This is a genomic window from Mesorhizobium sp. BH1-1-5 (genome assembly GCF_020165615.1).
In the GTDB taxonomy this organism is placed as follows: domain Bacteria; phylum Pseudomonadota; class Alphaproteobacteria; order Rhizobiales; family Rhizobiaceae; genus Mesorhizobium.
Window position 1 is genome coordinate 349,454 of sequence record NZ_JAIUIM010000002.1, and the last position, 26,646, is coordinate 376,099.

Genomic DNA, 26,646 nt, shown 5'->3' on the forward strand with positions numbered 1-26,646 from the left:
CGTCAGAACGCCTGACCGATGCCGGCATAGATGCCGAAATGCGGATCGCCCGGATCGCGGTTGAGCGGCACGGCGGCGTCGATGCGCAGCGGACCGAACGGCGTGATATAGCGCAGGCCGACGCCGGCGCCGACCTTCACATCCGAGAAATCGGGGAAGGATTTGATCGAGACCGTGCCGGCGTCGACGAACGGCACGATGCCGATCGTGTCGGTGACGCCGATGCGCATCTCGACCGAGGTTTCGAAGAAGGAGAGACCGCCGATCGGTTGGCCGTCAATGTCCTTCGGGCCGATGCCCTGGTAGGAATAGCCGCGCACCGAGCCGCCGCCGCCGGAATAGAAGCGCCGGTCGGCGGGCACGTTCTGCAGCCCGGTGCCGACGATCGAGCCCAGCGTCGCGCGTTCGGCGAGCACGAACCGGCTTGCCGTGTCCAGCGACTGGTAGGTGTAGCCCTCGCCCTTCAGCTTCAGGAAGGTCGCGCCATTCAAGATGTCGTAGCTCGGCTCGGCATAGGCGAGGAAGCGGAACCCCCTGGTCGGATTCAGCTTGTTGTCGCGGTTGTCATAGACATATTGCAGCGGCACGCTGGCGATCAGATAGGTATGCTTGCCGAAGGCGTCGGTGATCCGCGAATAATCGAGGTCGAATTCGGCCGAGACGCGCTGCTTCTTGTCGAGGTCGTAGGAAACGCCGACGTCGCCCTTGACCGAGAAATGGTCATAGGCATCGGGATGTTCGAACACCGTCTTGACGCCAGTGAAGAATTTCGACGTCGGCCCGAGCACGCCCGGCTTCTCGAACATCACGCCGGCATTGTAGTTGAGCGCCGAAAGGCTGTTGCTGCCGATGCCGCTGATCGAGCCGTCGATGCGCAGCTTCTCGGCCTGGCCGAACAGGTTGCGGTGTCCCCAATAGCCTTCGAGCCCGAGCCCTTCCGTGTTCGAGAAGGTGCCGCCGATGCCGAAATAGCGCGGCTTGCGCTCGCTCACCTGGACATCGATCGGGATGTTGCCGTTGGCGTCGAGGCTGTCGGCTTCCTTGATCGTCACGCTGTTGAAGACTTCGAGCCCGAGCAGCCGGTCGCGGGCATCGTCGATTTCCTGCGGCGAATATTGCTGGCCCCGCTTCAGCCCGGTCATGTATTCGGTGAAGTCGCGATCGACCTTTTCCGTGCCCTCGACCGTCGTATCGCCATAGCCGGCGACCGGGCCGGCCGCCACCGTCAGCGTGACGTCCAGCGTCGAGCTGGCATGCTCGGCGACGATCTCGCGGTCCGTCACCTTGGCCAGCGGCCGACCCTCGTCCTTCAGCGCCCGCACGATCAGGGCCTCGGCCTTGAGCACGGCGCCGGAACCGGCATCGCCGCCGGCGATCAGCCCGAAATCGGCGCTCGCCAGCCCGGCGGCATCGCCCTTCAGCCGGATGTTGCCCAGCGTGAATTTCGCCCCCGGGACGACGCTGACGACGACCGGAATGGGCTGCGGCCCCTTGAATTCGGCGTCCGGCGGCAATTCGTCGATCGATTTGCCGTCGATCGTGATGGTGACCACGCCCTCGTAGCGGGCATCGGCATAGAGCGCGGCGACGAGCTGTTCGCGGTCGCCGCGCGCCTTGGCCATCAGGCCGAGCGATCCGGACACCGGATGGTCCTCGTCGTTTTTCAGCGCCGAGGCGTTTTCGAGCTTCTTGACCAGATCCTTGTCCGCATCCGGGGCGTCGATCGTCACCGAATAGCGCAGCGGATCGACGATCTCGGCATCCTCGTCCTTGGACGAACCCCAAAGCTTGATGCCGAAAATCTCGAAAGCCGCCGCCTGCCGCACCTCCGTGGCCAGCACGGTCGAGCAGACGAGCGCGAAAAACAGGGCGCGCGAAAGCCCGCACCCTGGCGCGAACCCTCCTGACATCTGCGTTTCATGCGCCGGCATTAAGACAACCTAGTCGACAAAACTAAAATTGGAATGAAGTTCCGCAACGTTCGTAAAGGAGCCACAATCCAATTGTCTGAAACAGAGCGGGCTTGGAATTCACACCTTTTGCGATTCCGCAAGAAAGTGTGATCCGTCTCACAGAGGTTCTGTCGAAATACCGGCCTTTGGCCGGCATGGAAACCGTTTGCGGGTGATAAACCTGCGGCGCTCCGGCGTTGACAAGCCTGCACGAAGCTTGATCATACCTGGACGCTGGCGATGTCTGGAGGGTGGTATGGCAATGCGCGCGGCTCGTGGTCTCTCTTTCCTTCTTCTCATCTTTTTCGCCCTGGGCGGGGCGGCCTTTGCGGCCGAAGCCCGGCGAATCGTGACGACCGACAATTCCGACTATTTCGGTTTCGACCTTCGGTCGGAGCAGAATGTCAGCCTCGACCAGTGCAAGACCACATGCCTCGGCGACTCGGCCTGCCGTGCCTTCACCTACAACACCAAGGCCAAATGGTGTTTTCTCAAATCCGACTATAACCAGCTGAAATCCTTCACCGGCGCCGTTGCCGGCAAGGTCGCGAACGTCGATGGCGACCCCGATATCGGCGCTCCGCCGGCGCTGGCCTTTTTCCCGAACTGGATGGCCGACCAGGCCCAGCAGTTTCGCAACAAGCTGACCGATCCGGCCTATGACAAGCCGACCGAGGGCCTTTCCGCCCTGCAGGCCGCCGCCGAGCAGGCATCGCTTACCGGCGACCATCGCCTTGCCATGCAGAAATACCAGTCCGCGATCTCGGTCCTGCCCGATGACGGCGCGCTGTGGCTGATGCTGGCGCGCGAGATACTCGCCGTGGAGCCGGCGTCGAACACCACCGAACCCGCGACTTTCCCGATGAACGCCACCTCGGCGGCCTTCAACGCCTACAAGCTGGTGCGCACGGCAAAGACCCGCGCCGAGGCGTTGGCGCTGCTCGGCGCCGGCCTCGACAAGCGCGACCTCTACCGGCCTTCGCTGCAGGCCTATGAAGCGAGCCTTGCGCTGGTGAGCTCGCCGGCGGTCCAGGCCGACTACGCCGACCTCAAGGCGCGCAAAGGTTTCCGCGTCGTCGAGCACACCGTCGATGCCGATTCCTCCTCGCCGCGCATCTGCGCCCAGTTTTCCGAGGAACTGGTCAAGACCGGCGTCGACTATTCGCAGTTCGTGACCGTCGACAACGCCGCGCCCAAGGCCGTCGAGGCCAAAGACAAGCAGATCTGCGTCGAGGGTCTGGAACACGGCCAGCATTATGACGTGACCTTCCGCGCCGGCCTGCCGGCGGCGATCGGCGAGACGATCGCAGCGCCCGTCGTGCTGTCGATCTACGTCCAGGACCGTGCCCCGTCCGCCCGCTTCACCGGCGACAGCTTCGTACTGCCGGCAGGCGCCCGCCGCGGCATTCCGGTCGTCACCGTCAACATGAACGCCGCCAAGATGACGCTTTACCGCATCGGCGACCGTTCGCTGGCGCAGCTCCTGTCCGGCTATCAGTTCCTGCATCAGCTCGATGGCTATGACATCTCCACTATTTCCGACCAGATGGGCTCTCCCGTCTGGTCGGGCACGCTCGATATCGCCAATGATCTCAACAAGGAGGTTACCACTTCGTTCCCGGTGGATGAGGCGATCCCGCAGCGCAAGCCCGGCGTCTATGTGCTGACCGCTCAGCCTGTCGACGACAAGAGCGACGACTATGGTTCGCGCGCCACGCAGTGGTTCGTCGTCTCCGATATCGGCCTTTCCACCTATACCGGCCAGGACGGCCTCAACGTCTTTGCCCGGTCGCTGGGCTCGGCCAAGCCGATTTCCGGCGCCGAATTGACGCTGCTTGCCAAGAACAACGAGATCCTCGGCATCGCGACCACCGACGCCGAGGGCCACGCCGTCTTCAATCCCGGCCTCACCCGCGGCGAAAACGGCATGGTGCCGGCCGTGCTGATGGCCAAGCAGGGCGACAACGACTTCGTCTTCCTCGACATGGGCAAGGCCGGCTTCGATCTGTCGGATCGCGGCGTCGAGGGACGCGCCTCGCCGGGCGCTCTCGACGTCTATGCCTGGACCGAGCGCGGCATCTACCGTGCCGGCGAGGACGTGCATGTCGCCGCCCTCGCCCGCGATGGCGCGGCGAAGGCGGTCGAGAACTTGCCGCTGACCTTCATCTTCACCCGTCCCGACGGCGTCGAGAACCGCCGCGTCGTCAGCAATGGCGAGTCCGCGGGCGGCCACGCCGTCGACCTGCCGCTCGAGGCCAACGCCATGCGCGGCACCTGGACGGTGTCGATCTACACCGATCCCAAGCAGGCGCCGGTCGCCAGCCAGATGTTCCTGGTGGAAGACTTCGTGCCGGATCGCATCGAGTTCGACCTGACCGCCGACAAGAAGGAGATCGCCCAGGGCGAGACCGCCAACGCCACCGTCGACGGCCGCTTCCTCTACGGCGCGCCGGCCGCGGGCCTGGCGCTTGAGGGCGAGATGACGCTGTCGACCACGAGCAGCTGGGACAGCTTCAAGAATTTCACCTTTGGTCTGGCCGACGAGCAGTCGAGCGAGCCTACCGTGACGCCTCTCGCCAACCTTCCGGTCGTCGGCGACGACGGCAAGGCGACCTTCCCGGTCACCGTCGACCAGTTGCCGTCGACCACCAAGCTGGTCAACGCCAAGGTCACCGTGCGCATGCGCGAGGCCGGCGGCCGCGCCGTCGAGCGCTCTCTCGACATCGGCGTTCGCCCGCAGCGCGACGTCATCGGCGTTCGCCCCGATTTCGCCGATGATGAGGTGCCGCAAGGCGGCACCGCCAAGTTCAGCATCATCGCCGTCGACCCGAACGGCAAGCGCGAGGACTTGAAAGGCGCCCAGTGGTCGCTGGTCAAGGTCGAGCGCAATTATCAATGGTACCGTACCAACAATTCCTGGAGCTACGAAGCGGTGAACCTCACCAAGGCCGTCGCCAATGGCGCGGTCGACCTGAAGGCCGATGGCGAGGCGACGGTGTCGCTGCCCGTCGACTGGGGCCGTTACCGGCTCGAGGTCGAGACGGCCGATCCGGACGGTCCGGCGACCAGCTATGAGTTCGATGCCGGCTGGTATGTCGCTTCCACCACCACCGAGACGCCCGACGGCCTGGAGATCGCGCTGGACAAGGACAGTTACGCCGCCGGCGAGGTCGCCAAGCTGAAGGTCTCGCCGCATTTTGCCGGCGAACTTCTGGTCACCATCGGCGCCGAGAAGCTGTTGAAGACGGTCACCGCTTCGGTGCCGGCCGGCGGCAGCACCGTCGACATCCCGGTCGGCGACGATTGGGGCGCCGGCGCCTATATCACGGCGACCTTGTTCCGGCCCGGCGACGCGCAGGAATCGCGCATGCCGGCCCGCGCCATTGGCATCCAATGGCTGTCCGTCGATCCGGGCTCGAAGAAGCTGGCGGTCAGCCTGACACCGCCGGAAAAGACCGTGCCGCGCCAGCAGCTGTCGATCCCCGTTGCGGTGAACGGCGCTCAAGCCGGCAGCAATGCCTATGTGATGGTGGCTGCCGTCGATGTCGGCATCCTCAACCTCACCAACTACAAGGCGCCCGATCCCGAGGACTGGTTCTTCGGCCAGCGCATGCTGGGGCTGGAGATCCGCGACCTCTACGGACGCCTGATCGACGGCTCGCTCGGCACCATGGGTAAGATACGGACAGGCGGCGATGGCGCGAACATGCAGGCGCAAGGCAGCCCGCCGACCGAAAAGCTGGTCGCCTTCTTCTCCGGCCCGGTCGAGCTCGACGCCAACGGCAAGGCGCGGGTCGATTTCGACATCCCGCAGTTCAACGGCACCGTGCGCGTCATGGCCGTCGCCTGGACCAAGGATGCGGTCGGCCATGCCCAGACCGACGTCATCGTGCGCGATCCGGTGGTAATCACCGCCGGCCTGCCGCGCTTCCTGGCGCCGGGCGATGCGGCGACCATGCGCCTCGACATCGCCGACACCGATGGCCCGGCCGGGGACTACGCCTTGTCGGTCACCACGACCGGAGACCTTACGACCGGCGACAAACCCCTGCCCGAGAAGCTGACGCTCGCCCAGGGCAAGCGCCAGTCGCTCACCTTCCCGCTGGTCGCGAAGACCGCGGGCGACGCCTCGATTACCGTCAAGCTGGCCCACGCCGACGGCACGCAAGCCGAGCAAACGCTCTATCTGCCGGTGCGTCCGGCGCAGCTTCCGGTCACCAACCGCATGGTTGTCGACCTGAAGCCCAATGGCGGCTCGCTGCGCGTCGACAAGGAACTGCTTGCCGCAAGCGTGCTCGACGGCGCCTCGGTCAGCGTCGGCGTTTCGCAGTCCTCCGCGCTCGACGTGCCGTCGCTTCTGATGTCGCTCGACCGCTACCCCTATGGCTGCGCCGAGCAGACCACCAGCCGTGCCATGCCGCTGCTCTATGTCAACGACATGGCCAAGAGCATCGGCATGGAGAACGACCCGGACCTGCATCAGCGCATCCAGGACGCCATCTACAAGGTGCTCTCCTATCAGTCGTCGAGCGGCAGCTTCGGCCTCTGGGGGCCGGGTTCCGGCGATCTGTGGCTCGACGCCTATGTCAGCGAATTCCTGACCCGGGCGCGCGAGGAGAAATATGACGTGCCGGCGCTCGCCATGAACCAGGCGCTGAACAACCTGCAGAACTCGCTCGGCTACGACCAGGACGTCCAGGATAAGGGCAGCGAGATCGCCTATGCGCTCTACGTGCTCGCCCGCAACAAGAAGGCCTCGATCGGCGATCTGCGCTACTACGCCGACACGCAGCTCGAAGCTTTCTCCAGCCCGATGGCCGTCGCCCAACTGGCGGCAAGCCTGGCGCTCTACGGCGACACGCAGCGTTCGGAATCGACCTTCCAGACGGCGCTCAGGCTGGCGCAGTCGGAAACCGACTACGATTGGTACCGCTCCGACTACGGCTCGCGGCTGCGCGATGGCGCAGCGATGCTGGCGCTGGCGGCGGAATCGAAGCCGGTGCCGAGCATCATGCCGCAGCTGATCAAGCTGGTGGGCGTGGCGCGCGCCGATGCCCGCTGGACGAGCACGCAGGACGAATCCTGGATGCTGCTGGCCGCGCGGGCATTGAAGGAAGGCAATGATTCCATCACGCTTTCCGTCAACGGAGCGCCGCATTCGGGCGGCTATTCCGACCAAGTCGCCGGCAGCGAGCTTGTCGACAGCCCGCTCACCATCGCCAACACCGGCGCGACGCCGCTGCAGGCGGTGGTCACGGCGGTTGCCGCGCCGGTCGATCCGCTGCCGGCCGGCGGCGACGGCTTCACCATCGATCGCACCTACTACAAGCTCGACGGCACCGCGGCCAATGTCACCGAAGCCAAGCAGAACGAGCGCTACGTGGTCGTGCTCAAGGTCTATGAGCAGAACAAATGGCCGTCGCGGCTCCTGATCACCGACCTGTTGCCGGCCGGCTTCGAGATCGACAATCCGAGCCTGGTTTCCAGCGCGCAATTGTCGAACTTCTCCTGGTTGGCGCAGACCGACGCCGCGCATCTGGAGTTCCGCGACGACCGCTTCGTCGCCGCCTTCAATCCGAACGAAGGCGACGGTGACCGCAACATCACGCTGGCCTATGTCGTGCGCGCCGTGACGCCGGGCACCTACGCCCATCCTGCGGCGACGGTGGAGGACATGTACCGTCCGCAATATTCGGCCCGCACCGCCACCGGCGTGATGGAGGTCAAGGCGGAATAGCAAGGTTGCCGGTTTAGCCTTCTCCCTGTCACGATACAGGGAGAAGGTGCCGGCAGGCGGATGAGGGGCAGCGACATGCTCTCCAAGAAATTCTTCAGACGAACCGCAATCGCAGGCCTCTGCATCGCCGGCTTCGCAGCGCTTTCGATCGCCGTGCTCTGGGAGCTCGACCGCGCCTTCCCGCCGCCATTGCCGGCAAAGCTGACGGTCTCGACGGAGGTCCAGGACCGTGACGGACAGCTGTTGCGCGCCTTCGCGACGCCGGACGGCTACTGGCGGCTCGAAACCCGCCTCGATCAGGTCGACAAGCAATTCGTCGACATGCTGGTCACCTATGAAGACAAGCGCTTCTGGGATCACCGCGGCGTCGACCTGCTGGCGCTGTGCCGGGCCGCCGGCCAGCTCGTCACAAGCGGCCATATCGTGTCCGGCGGCTCGACCTTGTCGATGCAGCTTGCCCGGCTGATCGAGCCGCGCGACAGCCGCAGCCTCGGCTCCAAGCTCAAGCAGATGCTGCGTGCCATCCAGATCGAACGGCGGCTCAGCAAGCAGGAAATCCTCGAACGCTACCTGACGCTGGCGCCCTACGGCGGCAATCTCGAAGGCGTGCGCGCCGCATCGCTCGCCTATTTCGGCAAGGAGCCGAAGCGGCTCACCGTGTCGGAAGCCGCCCTGCTCGTGGCGCTGCCGCAATTGCCGGAAAAACGCCGGCCCGACCGCAACCTGGACACCGCCCACGCCGCGCGCGACCGCGTGCTGACCCGCATGGTCTCGGCCGGTCTGCTCGGCGAGCGCGAAGCCGTGCGCGCCGCGCTCGACGATGTTGCCGGCCTGCGCCGCAAGCTGCCGGCGCTGGCCGCGCATGCCTCCTATGCCATGCTGCCCAAGGCCGTGCCCGGCAAGCCGTTGCAGCTCACCATCCGCAAGAGCGTGCAGCAAGGGCTGGAACAGGTGGCAAGGGATGCCGCCAGGAAGCTCGGACCAAAACTTTCCGTCGCCATGGTCATGGCCGATGCGCGCACCGGCGACATCCTCGGCGAAGTCGGCTCCGCCAATTTCTTCGACGCCAGCCGCTCCGGCTGGATCGACATGACCAAAGTGGTGCGCTCGCCCGGCTCGACGCTCAAACCTTTCATCTACGGACTTGCCTTCGAGCAGGGCCTGGTGGCTCAGGAGATGATCATCGAGGACAGCCCAGCCGATTTCGGCGGCTACCGTCCGAAGAATTTCGACATGGGTTACCAGGGCGATGTCTCGATCCGCCAGGCGCTGCAATTGTCGCTCAACGTGCCGGCGATCCGGGTGCTCGACGCCGTCGGTCCGGCGCGGCTGACGGCGCGCTTCCGCCAGGCCGGCGTCAACCCGATCCTGCCGGTCAACGAGGCGCCAGGCCTGGCGATCGGGCTCGGCGGCGTCGGCGTGACGTTGCGCGACCTGGTGCAGCTCTATACGGGGCTCGCCAATGGCGGCAAGATGCACACGCTGCATGACGGCACCGAGCCGGCCAATGCCGAGCGCACCACCGCCACCATCCTCGACGACCAGGCGGCCTGGCAGATCAACGATATCCTATCCGGCGTGAAGCCGCCGGAAGGCGCCATGCAGCGCGGCATCGCCTACAAGACCGGCACCTCCTACGGCTATCGCGATGCCTGGTCGGTCGGTTTCGACGGCCGCTACGTGCTGGGTGTGTGGGTCGGCCGCGCCGATGCGAGCCCCGTCCCCGGCCTGTCCGGCTATGTCTCGGCGGCACCCATCCTGTTCGAAGGCTTCGTCCGTTCCGGCCTTGCCAGCGTGCCGCTGCCCAGCCGGCCGCCGGGCGTCTTCAACCCCAAACGCGATGAACTGCCGGTAACGCTTGCCCGCTTCGGCGCCGGCGCCGACGGTCTGGTGCAGGCCACCGTCACCGAGCCGGCGCCGACCATCATCTTCCCGCCCAATGGCGCGCGCGTCGACCTCGGCACGAATTCAGCCGATGCCACGCCGCTGGTGTTGAAACTGCAAGGCGGCCGCGCGCCGTTCCGCTGGCTCGCCAACGGCAAGCCGCTAGCCGGCATCGACCGCCGCCGCACCGCGACCTGGCAGCCCGATGGCACCGGCTATTCGACGCTGACGGTGATCGACGCGGCCGGACGCGCGGCGAGCGTGAAGGTGTTCGTTGAGTAGAACGCGGCAAGCGATTCAGCGGGTTGCGCTTTCTAAGGCTCCTGGCCACGAAACTTCTGGCCTGATGTATGGCGCGAGGCCCCCCTCTCTGCCCTGCCGGCCGTCTCCCCCTCAAGGGGGGAGATTATTCGCCTCGTTGCCTTCGCTAATCTTCAACGTTGAAAAGGCGGAGGCGGCGCCGAAACTGCCAATCTCCCCCCTTGCGGGGGAGATGCCCGGCAGGGCAGAGAGGGGGGCCTCGCGCCAACCTTTGTTGGGAACGTTCTTCGCGGGGCTTGCGCTGGCAATCGCGAGCCCTCTCTCGGCCCACGCCGATCCCCTGCCCGCCGGCTTCGTCAGGCTTGCCGATGTCGACCCGACCATCCGCCAGGACATCCGCTACGCCGGCCTCGACAACTTCCTGCACCGCAAGGCCGATGGCTATGACGCGCCGGTCTGCATCCTGACCGCGCAGGCGGCGAAGGCGCTGTCCGGCGTCCAGAAGGCAATGGCCGCCAGGGGCCTGACGCTGGTCGTCTTCGACTGCTATCGCCCGGCCCGCGCCGTTGACGACATGGGCAAATGGACGAGAGAAGGCGGCCCGCCGGATCCACAATGGTATCCAACAGTCCAGCGCGGCGACCTCATCGCCAAGGGCTATGTCGGGGAACTGTCCAGCCATTCGCGCGGCTCGACGGTAGACCTCGCCATCGCCGGGACCGGCAAGAAAAGCGCCGTTCATCCGGCCTGCGGCGCGCCCGACGGCGGCACCCTCGACTTCGGCACCGGTTTCGACTGCTTCGATCCGACGAGCGAGACGGCGCATCGCCCTCTTTCCGCCGAGGCGGCAGCGAACCGCAGGATGCTGCTTGCCGCCATGCGCGCCGCCGGCTTCCGCAACTATGCGCGCGAATGGTGGCACTTCACCCTAGTCAAAGAGCCTTTCCCGAAACAGCGCTTCCATTTTCCGGTCACCGCCGATTGAGCCACCAGGCTTGCCCTGGCCTCGACCGTTTCTAATTAGCCCGGCTGACGGGATGCATGCGGTCAAAGCTGAGGAAGTTATTTCCTCTACCAGCCCAATTACGGCGAAAAATTGCTTCGAGGAGGCGAAAAAGGCAACATTCAATGCATCTAAATTCTATAAACTCGGTAGAGTTCGCAGCAGTTCAACGGAGGCGGGAATGACCAAACCTCATTTCAGGAAACTGCTCGGCGCGCTGGTCGCCACATCTGTCCAGTTCGGCACGCTCGGTTTCGCGTTCGCCGACACGACCATTTTGAATGTGTCCTACGACCCGACACGTGAACTTTACAAAGCCTATGACGAGGCGTTTGCCGCGCACTGGAAGGCGGAGACCGGCGAAACCGTGACCATCCAGCAGTCGCATGGCGGATCCGGCGCGCAGGCCCGGGCGGTGATCGACGGCCTCGACGCCGACGTCGTGACGCTGGCGCTGGAAGGCGACATCAACGCCATCGTCTCGAAGACGAAGAAGATCAACCCGGACTGGCGCACGAAGTTCGAGAACAACTCGGCACCTTACACCTCGACCATCATCTTCCTGGTGCGCAAGGGCAATCCCAAGGGCATCCACGATTGGAGCGATCTGGTGAAGGACGGCGTCCAGGTGATCACGCCGAACCCGAAGACTTCCGGCGGCGCGCGCTGGAACTATCTTGCCGCCTGGGCCTATGCAAACGCCAATGACGGCAACGACGAAGCCAAGACCAAGGAGTTCGTCGGCAAGCTTTATGCGAACGTCCCGGTCCTCGACACCGGCGCGCGTGGCTCGACGGTGACCTTCGCGCAGAAGGGCCTGGGCGATGTGCTGATCGCCTGGGAGAATGAAGCCTATCTCGCGCTCGACGAATTCGGCGCCGACAATTTCGACATCGTCTACCCGCCGACCTCGATCCTGGCGGAGCCGCCGGTCGCGGTCGTCGACGCCAATGTCGATGCCAAGGGCACGCGCAAGGTCGCGGAGGCCTATCTGGGCTGGCTCTATTCCAAGGAAGCCCAGACCATCATCGCCAAGAACCACTATCGCCCGGCCAAGCCCGACCTGGTGCCGGCCGAGGACCTTGCCAAGCTCCCGGCAATCAAGCTGGTCACCATCGACGACCCGCAATTCGGCGGCTGGAAGAAAGCGCAGCCTTACCATTTCGGCGACGGTGGTATATTCGACCAGATCTACAAGCCGGCGCAGTGAGGCCGGGCGGCCGGTAAGGCTCCCGGGCATACCGGCCGGATGCGACCGCGCAAAGCCATTCTGGTTTGAATAGAAGGGACGATCCAGAACAGCATGACCACAGCACCCGCCAAGGCGGGGTGGCGGTTCAGACAGCCGAGCGTCATTCCGGGCTTCGGATTGACGCTCGGCTTCTCGCTTGCCTACCTCACGCTCATCATCCTCATCCCGCTTTCGGGGCTGGTCTGGCGTTCGGCCGCGCTCGGCTGGACCGATTTCTGGGCGATCGCCGTTGACCGACGCACCCTCAACGCGCTGAAGATAAGCTTCGGCACCGCCTTCCTGGCGGCTGTCGTCAACGTCGTGTTCGGCACCCTCGTCGCCTGGGTTCTGGTCCGCTACCGTTTCCCCGGCCGCCGCATCGTCGACGCGATGGTCGACCTCCCCTTCGCCCTGCCCACGGCCGTCGCCGGCATCGCGCTCACCACGCTCTATGCGCCGAACGGCTGGATCGGCCATCTCCTGATGCCGCTCGGCATCAAGGTCGCCTATACGCCGCTCGGCATCGTCATCGCGCTGGTGTTCATCGGCCTGCCCTTCGTCGTGCGCACCGTCCAGCCGATCATGGAAGAACTCGACAAGGAGGTCGAGGAAGCGGCCGCCACGCTCGGCGCCAGCCGTTTCCAGATCATCACCCGCGTGCTTTTCCCGGGCCTGGCGCCGGCGATCGTCACCGGCTTCTCGCTCGCCTTCGCGCGCGGCGTCGGCGAATACGGCTCGGTCATCTTCATCGCAGGCAACCTGCCTTTCAAGTCCGAGATCGCGCCGCTTCTGATCGTGATCCGGCTCGAGGAGTACAATTACGAGGCGGCGACCGCGATCGCCGCGATCATGCTGGCGCTTTCTTTCCTGATGCTTCTGGTCGTCAATCTCGTCCAGACATGGAGCCGCAAGCGCTATGGCTGATCCCGAGATCAAATCCTACGAGCCGCATCACGAGAGCCAGTCGGCAGCGGTGACCGAAAGCCGGCCCGTCAAGGCCGTGCTGATGGCAATCGCCCTTGCCTTCCTTGCCGTCTTCCTGCTTTTGCCGCTGATCGTCGTCTTCCATGAGGCGCTGGCCAAAGGCATCGGCGCCTACATGGAGGCCCTTTCCGGCCCCGACACGCGCTCCGCCATCCGCCTGACATTGCTTGTGGCGGCGATCTCGGTGCCGCTCAACGTCGTCTTCGGCATCTCGGCCGCCTGGGCGATCGCCAAGTTCGAATTCAAGGGCAAGGCCTTCCTGACCACCCTCATCGACCTGCCCTTCTCGGTGTCGCCGGTCATCTCGGGCCTTGTCTATGTGCTGCTCTTCGGCGCGCAAGGTCTGCTCGGCGCCTGGCTGAAGGCGCATGGCATCGTCATCCTCTTCGCCGTGCCCGGCATCGTGCTGGCCACCATCTTCGTCACCTTCCCCTTCGTCGCGCGCGAGCTCATCCCGCTGATGCAGGAACAAGGCAATGGCGACGAAGAGGCGGCGCTTTCGCTGGGCGCCAGCGGCTGGCAGGCCTTCTGGTACGTGACGCTGCCCAACGTCAAATGGGGGCTGCTCTACGGCGTGCTTTTGTGCAACGCGCGCGCCATGGGCGAGTTCGGCGCGGTCTCGGTCGTGTCGGGCCACATACGCGGCCTCACCAACACCATGCCGCTGCATGTCGAGATCCTCTACAACGAATACAACGCCGTCGGCGCCTTTGCCGTCGCTTCGCTGCTCGCCGGCCTGGCGCTGGTGACGCTGGTCTTGAAAACGCTTCTCGAGATGCGCTACGGCGCCGAGCTCGCCGCCACGCGCGGGCACTGACAAAGGTCTTTTTTATGGAAGTTCGCGTTGCCAACGTGCGCAAGGAGTTCGAGCGGTTTCCGGCGCTCCATGACGTCTCGCTCGATATCAAATCGCGTGAACTGATCGCCTTGCTGGGCCCGTCCGGCTCCGGCAAGACGACGCTGCTCAGGCTGATAGCCGGGCTGGAGCGGCCGACACGGGGAAAAATCTTCTTCGGCGACGAGGACGCCTCGCAGAAGTCGATCCAGGAGCGCAATGTCGGCTTCGTCTTCCAGCATTACGCGCTGTTCCGACACATGACGGTTGCCGACAATATCGGCTTCGGCCTGAAGGTAAGGCACGGTGCAGCAAGGCCGTCGGGGCAGGAAATCCGCCGCCGGGCGCTCGAACTGCTCGACCTCGTCCAGCTGTCGGGCCTGGAAAAACGCTATCCGGCACAGCTTTCCGGCGGTCAGCGCCAGCGCGTGGCTTTGGCCCGCGCCATGGCGATCGAGCCCAAGGTGCTTTTGCTCGACGAACCGTTCGGCGCGCTCGACGCGCAGGTCCGCCGCGAGCTGCGCCGCTGGCTGCGCGAGATCCATGACCGCACCGGCCATACGACCGTCTTTGTCACGCATGACCAGGAAGAAGCGCTGGAGCTCGCCGACCGCGTCGTGGTCATGAGCCAGGGCCGCATCGAGCAGGTCGGCACCGCCGACGATATCTACGACACGCCGAACTCGCCCTTCGTCTACTCCTTCATCGGCGAGTCGAGCTCGCTGCCGGTCAAGGTCGAGAACGGCGAGGTCTGGATCGCCGACCGGCCGATCGGCTTGCAGGCGCCGCATGCGCCGCCCGGCGAGGCGGTTCTCCACTTCCGCCCGCATGACGTCGACCTGCTCGACGGCTGCAGCGGCTGCATCGCCGGAACGGTTGCCGCCAGCCGCCGCGTTGCCGGCACCAGGCGGGTCGAGCTCGAGGTCGGCGGCGAGCGCCGGCGCGTCGAGATCGAGCTGCCGGTCGACCATCCGGCCGCGCAGAAGAGCCGCGTCGCCTTCAGGCCGCGGCGCTGGAAGCTTTTTCCCGCATCCTGAACCGTCTTCCACTCCGGCGCCCCGGCTTGACGCCATCCATGAATCCGCCTGGAAGAAAATCCTAGCAAAGAGCTGTTTTGGCGAGATTTTTTCCAGTGCTTCGCCCACCGCTCGGAGCGCGTGCCTCGTCGCACCAGGCTTTCCCGACTATGGTCTCGCCATAGCTTGATGCATTTCCAAGGAGCCTGTTTTCATGAAGCGTCTATTGTTCGGCATCGCAGCTGTTGCCGGCCTCGTCCTCGCGTCCTCCCAAGCCTGGTCGGCCGACAAGCTTTTGAATGCATCCTATGACGTCGGCCGCGAGCTGTTCGTCGCCGTCAACAAGGCCTTCATCGCCAAGCACCCGGGCGTCACCGTCGATCAGTCGCATGCCGGCACCTCGGCGCAGGCGCGCGCGATCGCCGAAGGTCTTGGCGCCGATGTCGTCACCTTCAACCAGGTCACGGACGTCGATTTCCTGGTCAAGAAGGGTCTTGTCTCACCCGGCTGGCAAAAGGATTTCCCGGACAACGCCTCGCCCTTCTACTCGCTACCGTCCTTCCTGGTCCGCGCCGGCAATCCCAAGCACATCAAGGACTGGAACGATCTGGTGCGTGACGACGTGCAGGTGATCTTCCCGAACCCGAAGACGTCCGGCAATGCGCGCTACACCTACCTCGCCGCCACCGCCTACGCCAAGGAAGCCTTCAAGGGCGACGACGCCAAGGTGAAGGAGTTCATCACCAAGCTCTTCAACAACGTGCCGATCTTCGACACCGGCGGCCGCGCCGCCACCACCACCTTCGTCCAGCGTGAGATCGGCGACGTGCTGATCACCTTCGAGTCGGAGACGCGCGGTATCCGCAAGGAATACGGCGACGACAAGTTCGAACAGGTCACGCCTTCGGTCAGCCTGCTGGCCGAGTTCCCCGTGGCGGTTGTCGACAAGGTCGCCGACGAGCACGGCAGCCGCGACCTCGCCAAGTCCTATCTCGACTTCCTCTACACGGCCGACGGCCAGGAGATTGCCGCCGAGAACGGTCTGCGGGTTCGCGACGCGACGGTCGCCGCCAGGCACAAGGCCGACTTCCCGGATGTCCGGCTGCTGACTGTCGAGGAAGTCTTCGGCGGCTGGGACAAAGTACAGAAGGAGCATTTCGCCGCCGGCGGACTGCTCGATCAGGCCTATGGCAGCCGCTGAACCGCTATACAATCAGGAAGCGCAGGAAAGCCGGCTTTAGCCGGCTTCCTCATTTAAGCCGGCCGGCATTTCGCGGGGGAAATCTGGCGTCCAACGTGAAAAACGTTACGAAGAATCAACGCGTTTGTGCCTAAGCTGCCGGGCAAATTGTTGGGCCAGGCGGTCAACTGTCATGATTTGCACACAAACAACCGCCAGATGCAGGCGCATTGGGGTTTGATGGACTGAATCGGGCATGCTGACCAAAAAAGGCAAATACGGCCTCAAGGCCCTCGTGCATCTTTCCAGCCTGCCGGCTGGCCAGCTTGCATTCGTCAACGACATCGCTGTCGCCAACAACATCCCGAAGAAATTCCTGGATGCGATTCTGGGCGAGTTGCGCAATGCCGGTTTCGTCCAGAGCCGCAAAGGCAAGGAAGGCGGCTACCGCCTCGCCCGGCCTGCTTCCGAGATCAAGATCGGCCATGTCGTGCGCGTGCTCGACGGCCCGCTGGCGCCGATCCCCTGCGCCAGCCGCACGCAATACCAGCGCTGCGAGGATTGCGACGAGGCCACCTGCCAGGTCCGCCACATGATGCTGGAAGTGCGCCAGGCGATCGCCGAGGTGCTCGACAACCGCAGCCTCGCCGCCATGCGCGACGCCGACAACGACGATTTTCCAGCGGAGCTCACCTCTCAGATTTGAGGCAATTCGAGCAAGCGGTAGCGGCCGGGTTCCGCCCTTCGCCTCAGCCTTCCGTCCGCAATTGCGCCCAGCGACAAGTCGCCCGCCGGCCTTGTCGCCCTCGGTTGCCAGTCTACGGCGGACGCAGTAAAGCGGCTGGCAGGATGAAACAGGGCTCTGACGCATGAGGCTGCCTTGGCTTGGCAATTCCCGCAGGGCCAGCCGGCAACCGACGTCGAACGACCTCTATCACACCGAGATCACTGCCGACGTTCCGGTGCCGGAGCGCAACGAGTCGGTTCGTTTCTTCAGCCGCAAGGTTATCCGCCCCGGAAAACTGCGCCGCTTCACCAATCGGGATCTGCGCGAGAGCCTGCTTTCCTGTTTCTATCTCGGCGTAGCGGCGATGCTGCCGGTGTCCTGGTGGGGACCCATCTGCGGCTGGGTGTCCGGGCTCAGGCGCAAGCGCCACTTTCGCAAGGAATTTGCCCGCTACGACATCGCGGTGAAGGCCGTGCTCGGCAATGCCGCCGACACGAAAAGCATGTTCGAGGCGCAACTCACCGCCGTTCACCGCAGGCGGCTGACGCTTGCGGCGCATCTCGTCGCCGGCTGGCGCTGGTCGCCGGCGATCCGGCTGGAAGGCCTCGAAGCGCTGCAACAAGCCTTGCGCAACGGGCGCGGCGCGATCGTATGGTGCGACCAGTTCACGGCGCAGACGATCATGGGCAAGCGCGCCCTGCATGAGGCGGGCGTCGATGCCCATCAGGTGAGCGCGCAGTATCACGGCTTCTCGCCGAGCCAATTCGGCTACCGCGTGATCAACCCGCCATTGGTCAAGGTAGAGAACCGCTTCCTGAAAAGCCGGATCGTCTTTGAGCGCACCGACGCCTATCAGGTGACCACGCGCATCCAGAAAACCCTGAAGGCAAACGGCGTTGTGCTGATGACCAACACCGCCTATGCCGGCTCCGCCTTCACCGAGGCCGCCATGGGCGAGCGCGGCTGGACCCACCTCGCCTCGGCGCCGGCAAACTTCGCCGCGCGCGCGGGTGCCGCGCTGTTCCACATGGCGACCATCGAGACGGTGCCTTTTCGCCAGTATCGGTCGATCGTCAGCGAGCTGAGCGCGGGTCCGCAGGCGTCGGCTTCGCCGGCAAGAGACACGGCGGCGAAGAACCTCGCTGTCCAGGCGCGATACATCCTGTCGAAGCGCGACCATATGCTCGAAACGCTCGGACTCTGTCCGGAGCAGATGATGGCCTGGTCGAGCGCCGTGCGGCTGACCGAGCGGCCAACCGAGGCCGCGATCGGCAACGACGGCGCATGAATACCAACTGACCTAGCTGACGACCGCTTTTAGGATCCCGGCAACACTTCGCGTTCCGTCGACCGTCACGGCCCGTTCGTCGACCGCAGGCTCTTCTAGCGTGGCGAACTGGCTGTCGACCAGGCTTGCCGGCATGAAATGGGCCTTGCGGTTGGCGACCCGGCGCCAGGCGGTCTCGCGATCGATCTTCAGATAGAGGAAGACCGTGCCGGGGCAGAAGCGGCTCAGCCGGTCTCGGTAGGCGCGCTTCAGCGCCGAGCACGCCGCCACCGCCTTTCGTCCATCGGCAACGGAGGTCGCGATACGCTCGCCTATGGCGTCGAGCCAGCCCGCGCGCAACGTATCCGTCAGCGGCTCGCCGCGCGCCATGCGCGCGACATTCTCCGGCGGATGCAACCGGTCTCCTTCGATGAAGTCGGCGCCCAACGCCTTGGCGAGCGCCTCGCCGACGGCCGTCTTGCCGCAACCGGCAACACCCATCACGACGATGGCCGGCGCCGTCCGAAGATCGTTCATGCGAAGCGCCGGGATCTGTGGTCTTGCCCTCGCCTCATCCACGGTCAGCGGCTTGCCGGCGCGCGCCCGTAGAGCAGAAGCATGGCGACGATGACGACCCCATAGATGATCTGCCGCCCCGCTTCCGGCATCTGCATGACCGAGAGGATGGATTGCAACAGCGTGATCAGGATCACGCCGGCCACGGTGCCCAGATAGGAGCCACGCCCGCCCAGGATCGACGTGCCGCCCAGCACGACGGCGGCGATCGACGGCAGGAGATAGGCATCGCCCATCGACTGCGCCGCCTTGGATGCATAGCCGGCCAGAAGCACGCCGCCAAAGGCCGACAGCCCGCCGGAGACGGCGAAGGCGATCAGCACGATACGGCGCGTGTCGATGCCGGAAAGGTAGGCGGCGCGCTCGCGATTGCCGATACCGTAGACGGCGCGGCCGAAGCTGGTGCGGGTCAGCACGAAGACCATCGCGGCGCCGATCAGCGCCCAGATGATGACGGCGTTGGGAACGCCAGGAATGGTGAAGCCGGTGGCGAGATAGCGCATCGCCGCCGTCGCCGAATCCTGCGGCGAGAAGCCGCCAGTGTAGACCACCATCAGCCCTTGCGCGACGGCGTTGGTGGCCAAAGTGATGATCATCGAGGGGATGCGCAGATAGGCGACACCGATGCCGTTGACGACGCCGATCGCCACGCCGCACAGGACGCCGAATGGGATGGCGAGAGCAACGCCGACCGGCCCGTAGGCGGCCGCCGCGCAGGCCATCATCGCGCCGGCGGCCACGGCCCATGGCACGGAGAGGTCGATCTGGCCAAGCAGGATGACCAGCATCATGCCTGTGGCGATGACGCCGAGGAAGGACGCGACCTTCAACTGCTGCAGCAGATATTCCGGCGAAAGGAAGCTGCGCGAATAGAGGCTGCCGAGCAGGAGCAGGATCACGATGCAGGCAAAGGCCGTGAGCACCGCCGGATCGGCGCGGCGGATGAATTTCGGCATGCGGCCGGCGATGCCGCCAAGCGTCGTTTCGCTCACAGGAACCACTCCAACCGGTTGCGCACCCGAAACAGCGCGAAAGCGCCGAGGCTGACCGCGATCAACAGGATAACGCCCTGGAACAGCGGCTGCCAGAGTGGATCGAAGTCGAAGACGAACAACAGGTCGCCGATGGTGCGGAAGGCAAGCGCGCCGAAGATCGCGCCGATGGCGCTGCCCTTGCCACCGAACAGCGACACCCCGCCAAGCACGACGGCCGCGATCGAGAACAGCGTGTAGGCGTTGCCGCTCGCATAGGCCGCCTCGCCCGTATAAGTGAAAAAGGTCAGGAACAGGCCGCCGACCGAGGCCAGCAGGCCTGCCAGCGCATAGGCGATGAACTTGCCGCGCCGGATCGGCACGCCGGACATATAGGCTGCCGTTTCCGACGAGCCCGCGGCGTAAGCCGCGCGGCCGAACTCCGAGCGGCTGAACGGCACCCAGACGACCAGCACGACGATCAAGAGCGCGACCAGCGAGGTCGGGATCACGTCGAACAGCTTTCCCGTCAGCGCGTCGGCCAGGTCCTCATTGACCGATCCGCCCGGAAACGGCCGCAGCAAAAGACCAATGCCGTAATAGACGGCACCCGTGGCAATGGTGGCGACGATCGGCTGTAGGCGTCCATAGATGACGATGGCGCCGTTGATCGCCCCGCAGACCAGCCCCGCCGCCAGGACCGCGATCACGCCGAGCGTGGTCTCCAGCGGCGTGCCGACCACCAGCCAGGACGCCAGGCAGTTGGTGAGGAGCAGGATCATGCCGACCGACAGGTCGATGCCGGCGGTGATCACCACCAGCGTCTGCGCCATGGCGACGAAGGCCAGAAGCACGCCCTTGTTGGCTGCTGTCTGCACGACATTGGCGGTGAACCCCGCGGGATGGTTCGTCGTGTAGATGATGAACATGACGATGAAGATGCCGAGCGCCAGCAGCGTCCCGCGCTGCTCGGCCAGTAAGTAGCGCCAATCCTTCACGCGCCCGCTCCCTGCTTCATGTCGGCGCCATCGCCGTGGATGTTGAGCGCGCTGGCGATCAGCGCGTGCTCGGTGATGTCGGCGCCGACGAGCTCGCGCTTGACGCTGCCATCATAGAGCACGAGCACGCGGTCGCAGCAGCCGATCAGTTCGTCATAATCGGTCGAATAGAACAGGATGGCGGCGCCGGCATCCGCCAGCTTGCGCATCAATTGGTAGATCTCCTGCTTGGTGCCGACATCGATGCCGCGCGTCGGATCGTTGAGAAGGATGATGCGCGGTTGCCGCATCAGCCATTTGGCGATGACGACTTTCTGCTGGTTACCGCCCGAGAGCGCGCCGACGGGAATGTCGAGCCCCGCCGTTTTGATCGCCAGCAGTCCGACCATGTCGTCGATCAGGCGCTGCTCGGCGGCGCGATCGATGATGCCGCCCTTGGCCAGCCGGTCGAGGGCCGCGAAGGAGAGGTTTTCGCGCACCGTCATCGGCAGCATCAACCCCTCGGTCTTGCGATCCTCGGGGATCAGCGCCATGCCGACGCGGTCGTCGCTGGCGGCGCGCGGGCTGGAGATGGAAGCCGGCTTGCCGTCGATCAGCACCTCGCCGCGCAGGCCGCGCAGCACGCCGAAAAAGGCAAGCAGCAATTCGCGCTGCCCCTGCCCGTCGAGACCGCCCAGGCCGACGACCTCGCCGGCCTTGACGCTCAGCGAAATATTGTCCAGCCGGTCGGCCCAGGAGAGATTGCGCGCTTCGAGCACCGGCGTGGCGGCCGGAGCGGCGACGGGTTTCGGCGGGAAGATGTGGCTGTATTCGCGGCCGATCATCAGCTCGACCACTTCATTGTCGCTCTTCGATCCGGCCGGGTAGCTCGCGACGTTGCGGCCGTTGCGGAACACCGTGCAATGGTCGGCGAGCTCGGCGATCTCGTTCATGCGGTGCGAGATGTAGAGCAGCGCCAGTCCTTCCGCGCGCAGCCGCTTCAGCACCTCGAAGACCTTGGCGACATCCGCCGCCGTCAGCGCCGAGGTCGCTTCGTCGAGGATCAGGATGCGCGGCTTGCGGGCCAGCGCCTTGGCGATCTCCACCATCTGCCGGCGCGACAGCGGCAGGTCCTTGACCAGGGCGCGCGGATGGATGTCGGAAGCGCCGGCGCGTGCCAGCGCTTCTTCAGCGATCTGCCGCTGCGCCTTGCGGTCGATCATGCCGAAGCGCTTCGGCGGATCGGAAATGACGATGTTGTCGGCGACGCTCAATTCCGGGACGAGCGAAAGTTCCTGGAAGATGCAGACGATGCCGGCCTGGTTGGCGGCGGCCGGCGAGGCGAAACTCACCTCGCGCCCGTCCAGCGTCATGCGGCCTTCGTCGGGCGCCACGACGCCCGCCATGGTCTTGATCAGCGTCGACTTGCCGGCGCCGTTCTCACCGAGAATGGCGTGGATGCTGCCGGCGGTAACTTCAAGATCGGCCTTTTCCAAGGCCCTTACGCCGCCATAGCGCTTGGATATGCCTTCCATGCGGAAGAGCGGGACCGCACCGTCCATTGAGCCTCCAGGTGATATCTGCATGAGGCGGCGCCGCGGCTGATCCGCGGCGCCAGGTCATCGATTTGGAAGCTTACTGGTCCGCCTTGGTCTGGCCCATGATTTCCTGCGCGCTGAAATTGATGCCGCAGGTCGGGAAGGAGTTGCCGACGAAGAAATTGTCGGATTCCTTCGGGAAATAATCGGTGCCTTCCTTCATGCTCGGATCCGAGGCGATCGCCAGCGGCAGCTTGATTTCCTGCGGCACCACCTCGCCTTCAAGCGCCGCGATCGCGGTCTTGATGGCGACGGCAACCTGTGCCGGGCCGGAGCCGGCGGAGGTGCACTTCAGGCCGTCGGCCGAATGTGCCGCGCAGAATTTGCGGAAGCCGTTCTCGGTTTCGCCGCCGAATGGCACGAAGGGATGCTTGGCATCCATCATCGCCTGGACGATGCCGGTGTCGCCGCCCTGGCCGGTGATGCCGTCGAACGGACCGTTGGTGGCAATTGCGTCGGCGGTCACCTTCTGCGCCACGCCGTCATCCCACTTGCCGGCGACCTCGGTGACGTCCCACTTCTTGCCGGAAGCATCCAGCACCTCATGGATGCCGTTGTGGCGGTCGGTATCGACCGAGGTGCCGGCGACGCCGCGCACTTCGAGGATCTTGCCGCCGTTCGGCACCTTGTCGACCAGCCACTTGGCCCACAACTCGCCAAGGCCCTTCTGGTCCACGTTGACGTTGATGGCGTCCTTGGTGTCGAGGATGTTGTCGAAGGCGACCAGCACGATGCCGGCTTCCTTGGCGCGCTTGATGACCGGACCGAAAGCGGTCGGGTTCTGCGCGTCGGTGACGATCGCGTCATAGCCGGAATCGATGAAGTTGTTGATCGCCGAGATCTGCGCCGGAACGTCCTCGCCGGTCGAGACGACCTTGAATTCCTTGATCTTGGCCTTCACGTCCGGCTGCGCCGCATAAGCCTTTGCCGTCTGCACCATCTGGATGCGCCATGTGTTGGCGATATAGCCGTTGGAGAAGGCGATCCGGAACGGGCCCTCCTTCTTGGGGAACTTGAAGAACTTAGTGTCCGCCGACCATGGCGCGAAGCAGTCCGGCTGCGCGGCGGGGCCGGAGACGACTTCCGGTCCGGCGGCCATGGCGGCCGAATGGAGCATGACGAACGCAGTGGCGGCAACGACGCCGCCAACGAGTGACTTGATCATCGGTATTCCTCCCAATTTGCAGATCTGCTGAATGAAGTCCTGACACGCTCGGCGGCACCCTCCTGCCGAACCGAGATGCTTGCCGGGCGACGTGGACCGCCCTGCCTTCTCCTCTTCCCTCACCCTCCGGGACGGTCAGAAAACTATCATATTATACATAATAAACAAGCTTGAGCTGTTGCTTATGTATAATAAACAGGTCTGAACTTTGCCGGATGTTGATTTTACAGACAAATGGTAGCGCTACCATGCAGGGCTGTAAAGCGCCGCTTTCGTCATTTTTCCGTGTTCATGCTCCAACAAAGAGTTAGAGCGTTATGGCGATTCAACGAAATTACGCCCTAACGCGCGGTGCTCTCGCGCCGCATGAGCTCGAAACCGAGATCGACGATCCGCTGTTCCGGCCGGTTTCCGGCGATCGCCGCCAGCGCCATGGCGACGGCGCGGGTGCCGATTTCATAGCGATGCGTCCGCACGCTGGTGATCGAGGGAAACGACACCTGCATCATGTCGAGATCGTTGAAGCCGGCAATGCCGATCTGCTTGGGCACATCGATGGAAGCGCGATGGCATTCGAACAGAACGCCGAGCGCGATATCGTCATTGTTGCAGAACACGCCGTCGAGCGTCGGCATCTTGGCCAGCGCGTCGCGGAACAATTCGCGCCCGAGCGTCACGCTTGACGGCACCGGCGTGGTGGTGATCAGCCGCGGATCGAACAGGCCGGCGGCCTCCATGGCGGCGCGGTAGCCGGCAAGGCGCCGCTGCGAGCGCGGGTCCATCCGCGCGCCGATAAAGCCGATCTTGCGATATCCGGCTTGCAGGAGGTGCTCGGCGGCCGTCCTGCCGCCGTCGAAATGCGAGAAGCCGACCATCATGTCGACCGGGTCCGGCCCGGTCTCCATCACCTGCACCACCGGGCAGCCGGCATTCTCCAGCAGCCGTCGTGCGCTGGGGGTCTGGTCGACGCCGGCCACGATCAGCGCCGCGGGGCGTTGCGATCCGAAAACCTGCAGCAGCCGCTCTTCCTCGAGGCCCGAATAATGGGTGTTGCCGATCTGGATGCGGAACGGACTGTCGGAAAGACTGTCATAGATGCCGCGCACCACTTCGGCGAAGACGTTGTTGGTCAGCGAAGGCACCAGCACGCCGAACACCTCGGCGCGCGCCGAGGCAAGCGCGCGGGCATTCGGGTCGGGCACGTAGCCGAGCTCGTCGACCGCGGCCTGTATCTGCCGTCGCAGATCCTCCGACACCCGCTCGGGCTCACGCAACGCCCGCGATACGGTGATCGCGCCGACACCGGCCTTGCGCGCCACGTCGGCAATGGTCGGACGGCCGCCGCCACGGCGGGAGCGCGGCTTGGTCAAAGCCCTGTTCCCCCATCGTCGATGCGCAGCCGCAACATCGGGATCGGCATCCGTGTCATCGCGCCACCAAGCCAACTTTGCCCGTTGGCGTCGCGCATGCCTCAACCGTTGTCAAGCAAGCCGACGTCGGCGCCCTAGGCGCGTCAGGCGATCGCTGCTGTGCTGCGGTTGGCTTTCCACATCAAAAGCACGATGGCTCCGAGATTGACGAGGTTCCAGCCGATCCCGTTCAGGAAGGCGGCGGCGTAGGATCCGGTGAGGTCGTAGATCCAGCCCGACATCCAGCCGCCCACCGCCATGCCGAAGATCGTCGCCATCAGGACGATGCCGACGCGCTGGCCGGCTTCCTTTGCCGGCATATAGTCGCGCACGATGATGGCGTAGCAGGGCACGATCCCGCCTTGCGACAGGCCGAACACCAGCGAAACGACATAGAGCGAGGCAAGCCCGTCGAAGGGGATGTAGAAGAGCAGCGACAGGCACTGCAGCGCCGAGCCGATCAGCAGCGTCTTCACCGCGCCGATGCGATCGGCGAGGAAGCCTGAGCCGATGCGGCTGATCACCCCGGCCGCCAGCATGATCGACAGCATGTCGGCGCCATGCGCGACGCCGTAGCCGAGATCCATGCAATAGGCGACGATATGCACCTGCGGCATCGACATCGCCATGCAGCAGCCGAAGCCGGCGATCACCAGCAGGACCTGCAGTTGCGAAGGCGACAGCGAGATCGGCTGCACCGGCCGTCCGCGCGGCGCGCCGGAGGCACCTTCATGCGGCGCGCGCCGGCGCAACATCAGGACCAGCGGCACCATGGTGACGAGGCAAACGACCCCGATCGCCGCGTAGGTGAAGCGCCAGCCATGGCCTTGCATCGTATAAGGCATGATCGTCGGCCAGATCGCCCCGGCAATATAATTGCCTGACGCCGCCACCGTCACCGCGACGCCCCGGCGGCGGTTGAACCAGTGCGAGACGTCGGCGATCAGCGGCCCGAAGATCGCCGAACAGCCGACACCGATCAGCAGTCCTTGGGCAAGCGTGACGCCGAGGATCGAACTGGCGAGCGACGCCGACAGAAACCCCGCGCCAAGCGCGAGCGAAGCGGCGAGTGCCGGCAACCAATATCCGAAGCGGTCGATGGCGCGCCCGATGACCGCATTGCCGGCGGCAAATCCCACCATCGTCGCGGTATAGGGCATCGACGCGGCGGCGCGGTCGACGCCGAATTCGGCCTGCACCGCGGGCAGGACCACGACCACCGCCCAGGTGCCGACCCCGCCGATCGTGGCCAGCAGCAGGGAAATGCCAAGCCGCGTCCATGCATAGAAGCTGTCGATGCCGGCGTTGTTTGCCGCGTTTGCTGGAACTGTCGTCACGGCGTCTCCTGTCCGCGATTTCTTCAAAATCGCGTGTTTGAGCGCACTATCGGCGCATTTGCCGAGCCGAGCAGCGCCACGGCTGGCAAATCCGTGGCTCCAGAAACCGGAACCCGCCTCCCCTCATGGCGTTTTTGCCTGAAGGAAGGAGTTCGCCATGACCGCCAGGAAAAAATGGTCGGCCGACGTGACCGAACACAGCGATGCGATGGATCTCGAGGATCATGTCTTCGAATCCGACGACGCCAGGAAGATCGCCGCTTCGCTGAAGCGCTCGGCCGAGCACAGCGACCGCCGCAAGGCCGAGCCGTTCCAATCCGCTATGTCGATGTTGAATTTCTACATCAACCGCGCCGGCAGCAACCTGCCCGAAGAGCGCAAGAAAGTGCTGGAAAAGGCGAAGGACGAGCTGCGCGTCGCCTTCGGCCGCGAAAAGCAGGATTGAGGGTTGCTGAGAGCGGCTGGCACTAGGTCCTCAACACAGGGATCTGGAAAGATCGCAGGCCTGTCGGGCAAGGCTATCAACGTCCGTTAGG

General features: G+C 64.8%; 19 protein-coding genes. 11 read left to right on the forward strand and 8 right to left on the reverse strand.

Annotated elements, in window-relative coordinates:
- Positions 1 to 2: 2 nt before the first annotated feature.
- Entirely contained in the window at positions 3 to 1,931 is a 1,929-nt protein-coding gene (locus LB572_RS04245; protein WP_224666838.1) for an autotransporter assembly complex protein TamA, read from the reverse strand.
- A 277-nt stretch (positions 1,932 to 2,208) separates the two neighbouring features.
- On the opposite strand from LB572_RS04245, the gene LB572_RS04250 reads away from it, so the two are divergent.
- From LB572_RS04250 to LB572_RS04295, 10 genes are all read left to right on the forward strand, one after another.
- On the forward strand, positions 2,209 to 7,689 hold the full coding sequence (locus LB572_RS04250) for an alpha-2-macroglobulin family protein (RefSeq protein ID WP_224666839.1): 5,481 nt from the start codon (positions 2,209 to 2,211) through the stop codon (positions 7,687 to 7,689).
- Between the two features lie 75 nt (positions 7,690 to 7,764).
- Entirely contained in the window at positions 7,765 to 9,855 is a 2,091-nt protein-coding gene (gene pbpC, locus LB572_RS04255) for a penicillin-binding protein 1C (RefSeq protein ID WP_224666840.1), read from the forward strand.
- A gap of 253 nt (positions 9,856 to 10,108) precedes the next feature.
- Positions 10,109 to 10,819 carry a M15 family metallopeptidase gene (locus LB572_RS04260; protein WP_412033532.1) on the forward strand — a complete coding sequence of 237 codons (711 nt, stop codon included), beginning with the start codon at positions 10,109 to 10,111 and terminating at the stop codon, positions 10,817 to 10,819.
- Between the two features lie 199 nt (positions 10,820 to 11,018).
- On the forward strand, positions 11,019 to 12,047 hold the full coding sequence (locus tag LB572_RS04265) for a sulfate ABC transporter substrate-binding protein (protein WP_140839575.1): 1,029 nt from the start codon (positions 11,019 to 11,021) through the stop codon (positions 12,045 to 12,047).
- Positions 12,048 to 12,140: 93 nt separating this feature from the next.
- Positions 12,141 to 12,992, forward strand: a complete 852-nt coding sequence (cysT, locus tag LB572_RS04270; RefSeq protein WP_140803584.1) for a sulfate ABC transporter permease subunit CysT — start codon at positions 12,141 to 12,143, stop codon at positions 12,990 to 12,992.
- Entirely contained in the window at positions 12,985 to 13,869 is an 885-nt protein-coding gene (gene cysW, locus LB572_RS04275) for a sulfate ABC transporter permease subunit CysW (protein ID WP_140803586.1), read from the forward strand. The genes cysT and cysW overlap by 8 nt, the downstream gene beginning before the upstream one ends.
- Before the next feature lie 14 nt (positions 13,870 to 13,883).
- Positions 13,884 to 14,924: a sulfate/molybdate ABC transporter ATP-binding protein gene (locus LB572_RS04280; RefSeq protein ID WP_224666842.1), complete on the forward strand. Its 1,041-nt coding sequence runs from the start codon at positions 13,884 to 13,886 to the stop codon at positions 14,922 to 14,924.
- A gap of 193 nt (positions 14,925 to 15,117) precedes the next feature.
- The gene (locus LB572_RS04285) at positions 15,118 to 16,104 is read left to right on the forward strand and encodes a sulfate ABC transporter substrate-binding protein (protein ID WP_224666843.1); all 987 of its coding nucleotides are present in this window, start codon (positions 15,118 to 15,120) and stop codon (positions 16,102 to 16,104) included.
- 235 nt (positions 16,105 to 16,339) lie between these two features.
- Positions 16,340 to 16,789, forward strand: coding sequence for an RrF2 family transcriptional regulator (locus LB572_RS04290; protein WP_027167615.1), 450 nt, complete (start codon positions 16,340 to 16,342; stop codon positions 16,787 to 16,789).
- A 163-nt stretch (positions 16,790 to 16,952) separates the two neighbouring features.
- A complete protein-coding gene (locus LB572_RS04295) occupies positions 16,953 to 18,098 on the forward strand; it encodes a hypothetical protein (protein WP_224666844.1) in 1,146 nt (381 codons plus the stop codon).
- A gap of 12 nt (positions 18,099 to 18,110) precedes the next feature.
- Here LB572_RS04295 and LB572_RS04300 read toward each other — a convergent pair whose 3' ends face one another.
- The 7 genes from LB572_RS04300 to LB572_RS04330 all read right to left on the reverse strand — a co-directional run bounded on the left by LB572_RS04300 (position 18,111) and on the right by LB572_RS04330 (position 26,110).
- Complete coding sequence (locus tag LB572_RS04300) at positions 18,111 to 18,614, reverse strand: gluconokinase (RefSeq protein WP_224666845.1); 504 nt, start codon at positions 18,612 to 18,614, stop codon at positions 18,111 to 18,113.
- Between the two features lie 44 nt (positions 18,615 to 18,658).
- Positions 18,659 to 19,645: an ABC transporter permease gene (locus LB572_RS04305; RefSeq protein ID WP_140803594.1), complete on the reverse strand. Its 987-nt coding sequence runs from the start codon at positions 19,643 to 19,645 to the stop codon at positions 18,659 to 18,661.
- A complete protein-coding gene (locus LB572_RS04310) occupies positions 19,642 to 20,622 on the reverse strand; it encodes an ABC transporter permease (RefSeq protein WP_224666846.1) in 981 nt (326 codons plus the stop codon). Before LB572_RS04310 ends, LB572_RS04305 begins: the two co-directional genes overlap by 4 nt.
- Positions 20,619 to 22,163, reverse strand: a complete 1,545-nt coding sequence (locus LB572_RS04315) for a sugar ABC transporter ATP-binding protein (RefSeq protein ID WP_224666847.1) — start codon at positions 22,161 to 22,163, stop codon at positions 20,619 to 20,621. Before LB572_RS04315 ends, LB572_RS04310 begins: the two co-directional genes overlap by 4 nt.
- Before the next feature lie 73 nt (positions 22,164 to 22,236).
- Positions 22,237 to 23,364: a sugar ABC transporter substrate-binding protein gene (locus LB572_RS04320; RefSeq protein ID WP_140803600.1), complete on the reverse strand. Its 1,128-nt coding sequence runs from the start codon at positions 23,362 to 23,364 to the stop codon at positions 22,237 to 22,239.
- 341 nt (positions 23,365 to 23,705) lie between these two features.
- Positions 23,706 to 24,734 carry a LacI family DNA-binding transcriptional regulator gene (locus LB572_RS04325; protein ID WP_224666848.1) on the reverse strand — a complete coding sequence of 343 codons (1,029 nt, stop codon included), beginning with the start codon at positions 24,732 to 24,734 and terminating at the stop codon, positions 23,706 to 23,708.
- 143 nt (positions 24,735 to 24,877) lie between these two features.
- On the reverse strand, positions 24,878 to 26,110 hold the full coding sequence (locus LB572_RS04330; RefSeq protein WP_140803604.1) for an MFS transporter: 1,233 nt from the start codon (positions 26,108 to 26,110) through the stop codon (positions 24,878 to 24,880).
- 157 nt (positions 26,111 to 26,267) lie between these two features.
- On the opposite strand from LB572_RS04330, the gene LB572_RS04335 reads away from it, so the two are divergent.
- Positions 26,268 to 26,555 carry a DUF3175 domain-containing protein gene (locus LB572_RS04335; RefSeq protein ID WP_140803606.1) on the forward strand — a complete coding sequence of 96 codons (288 nt, stop codon included), beginning with the start codon at positions 26,268 to 26,270 and terminating at the stop codon, positions 26,553 to 26,555.
- Positions 26,556 to 26,646: the final 91 nt, after the last annotated feature.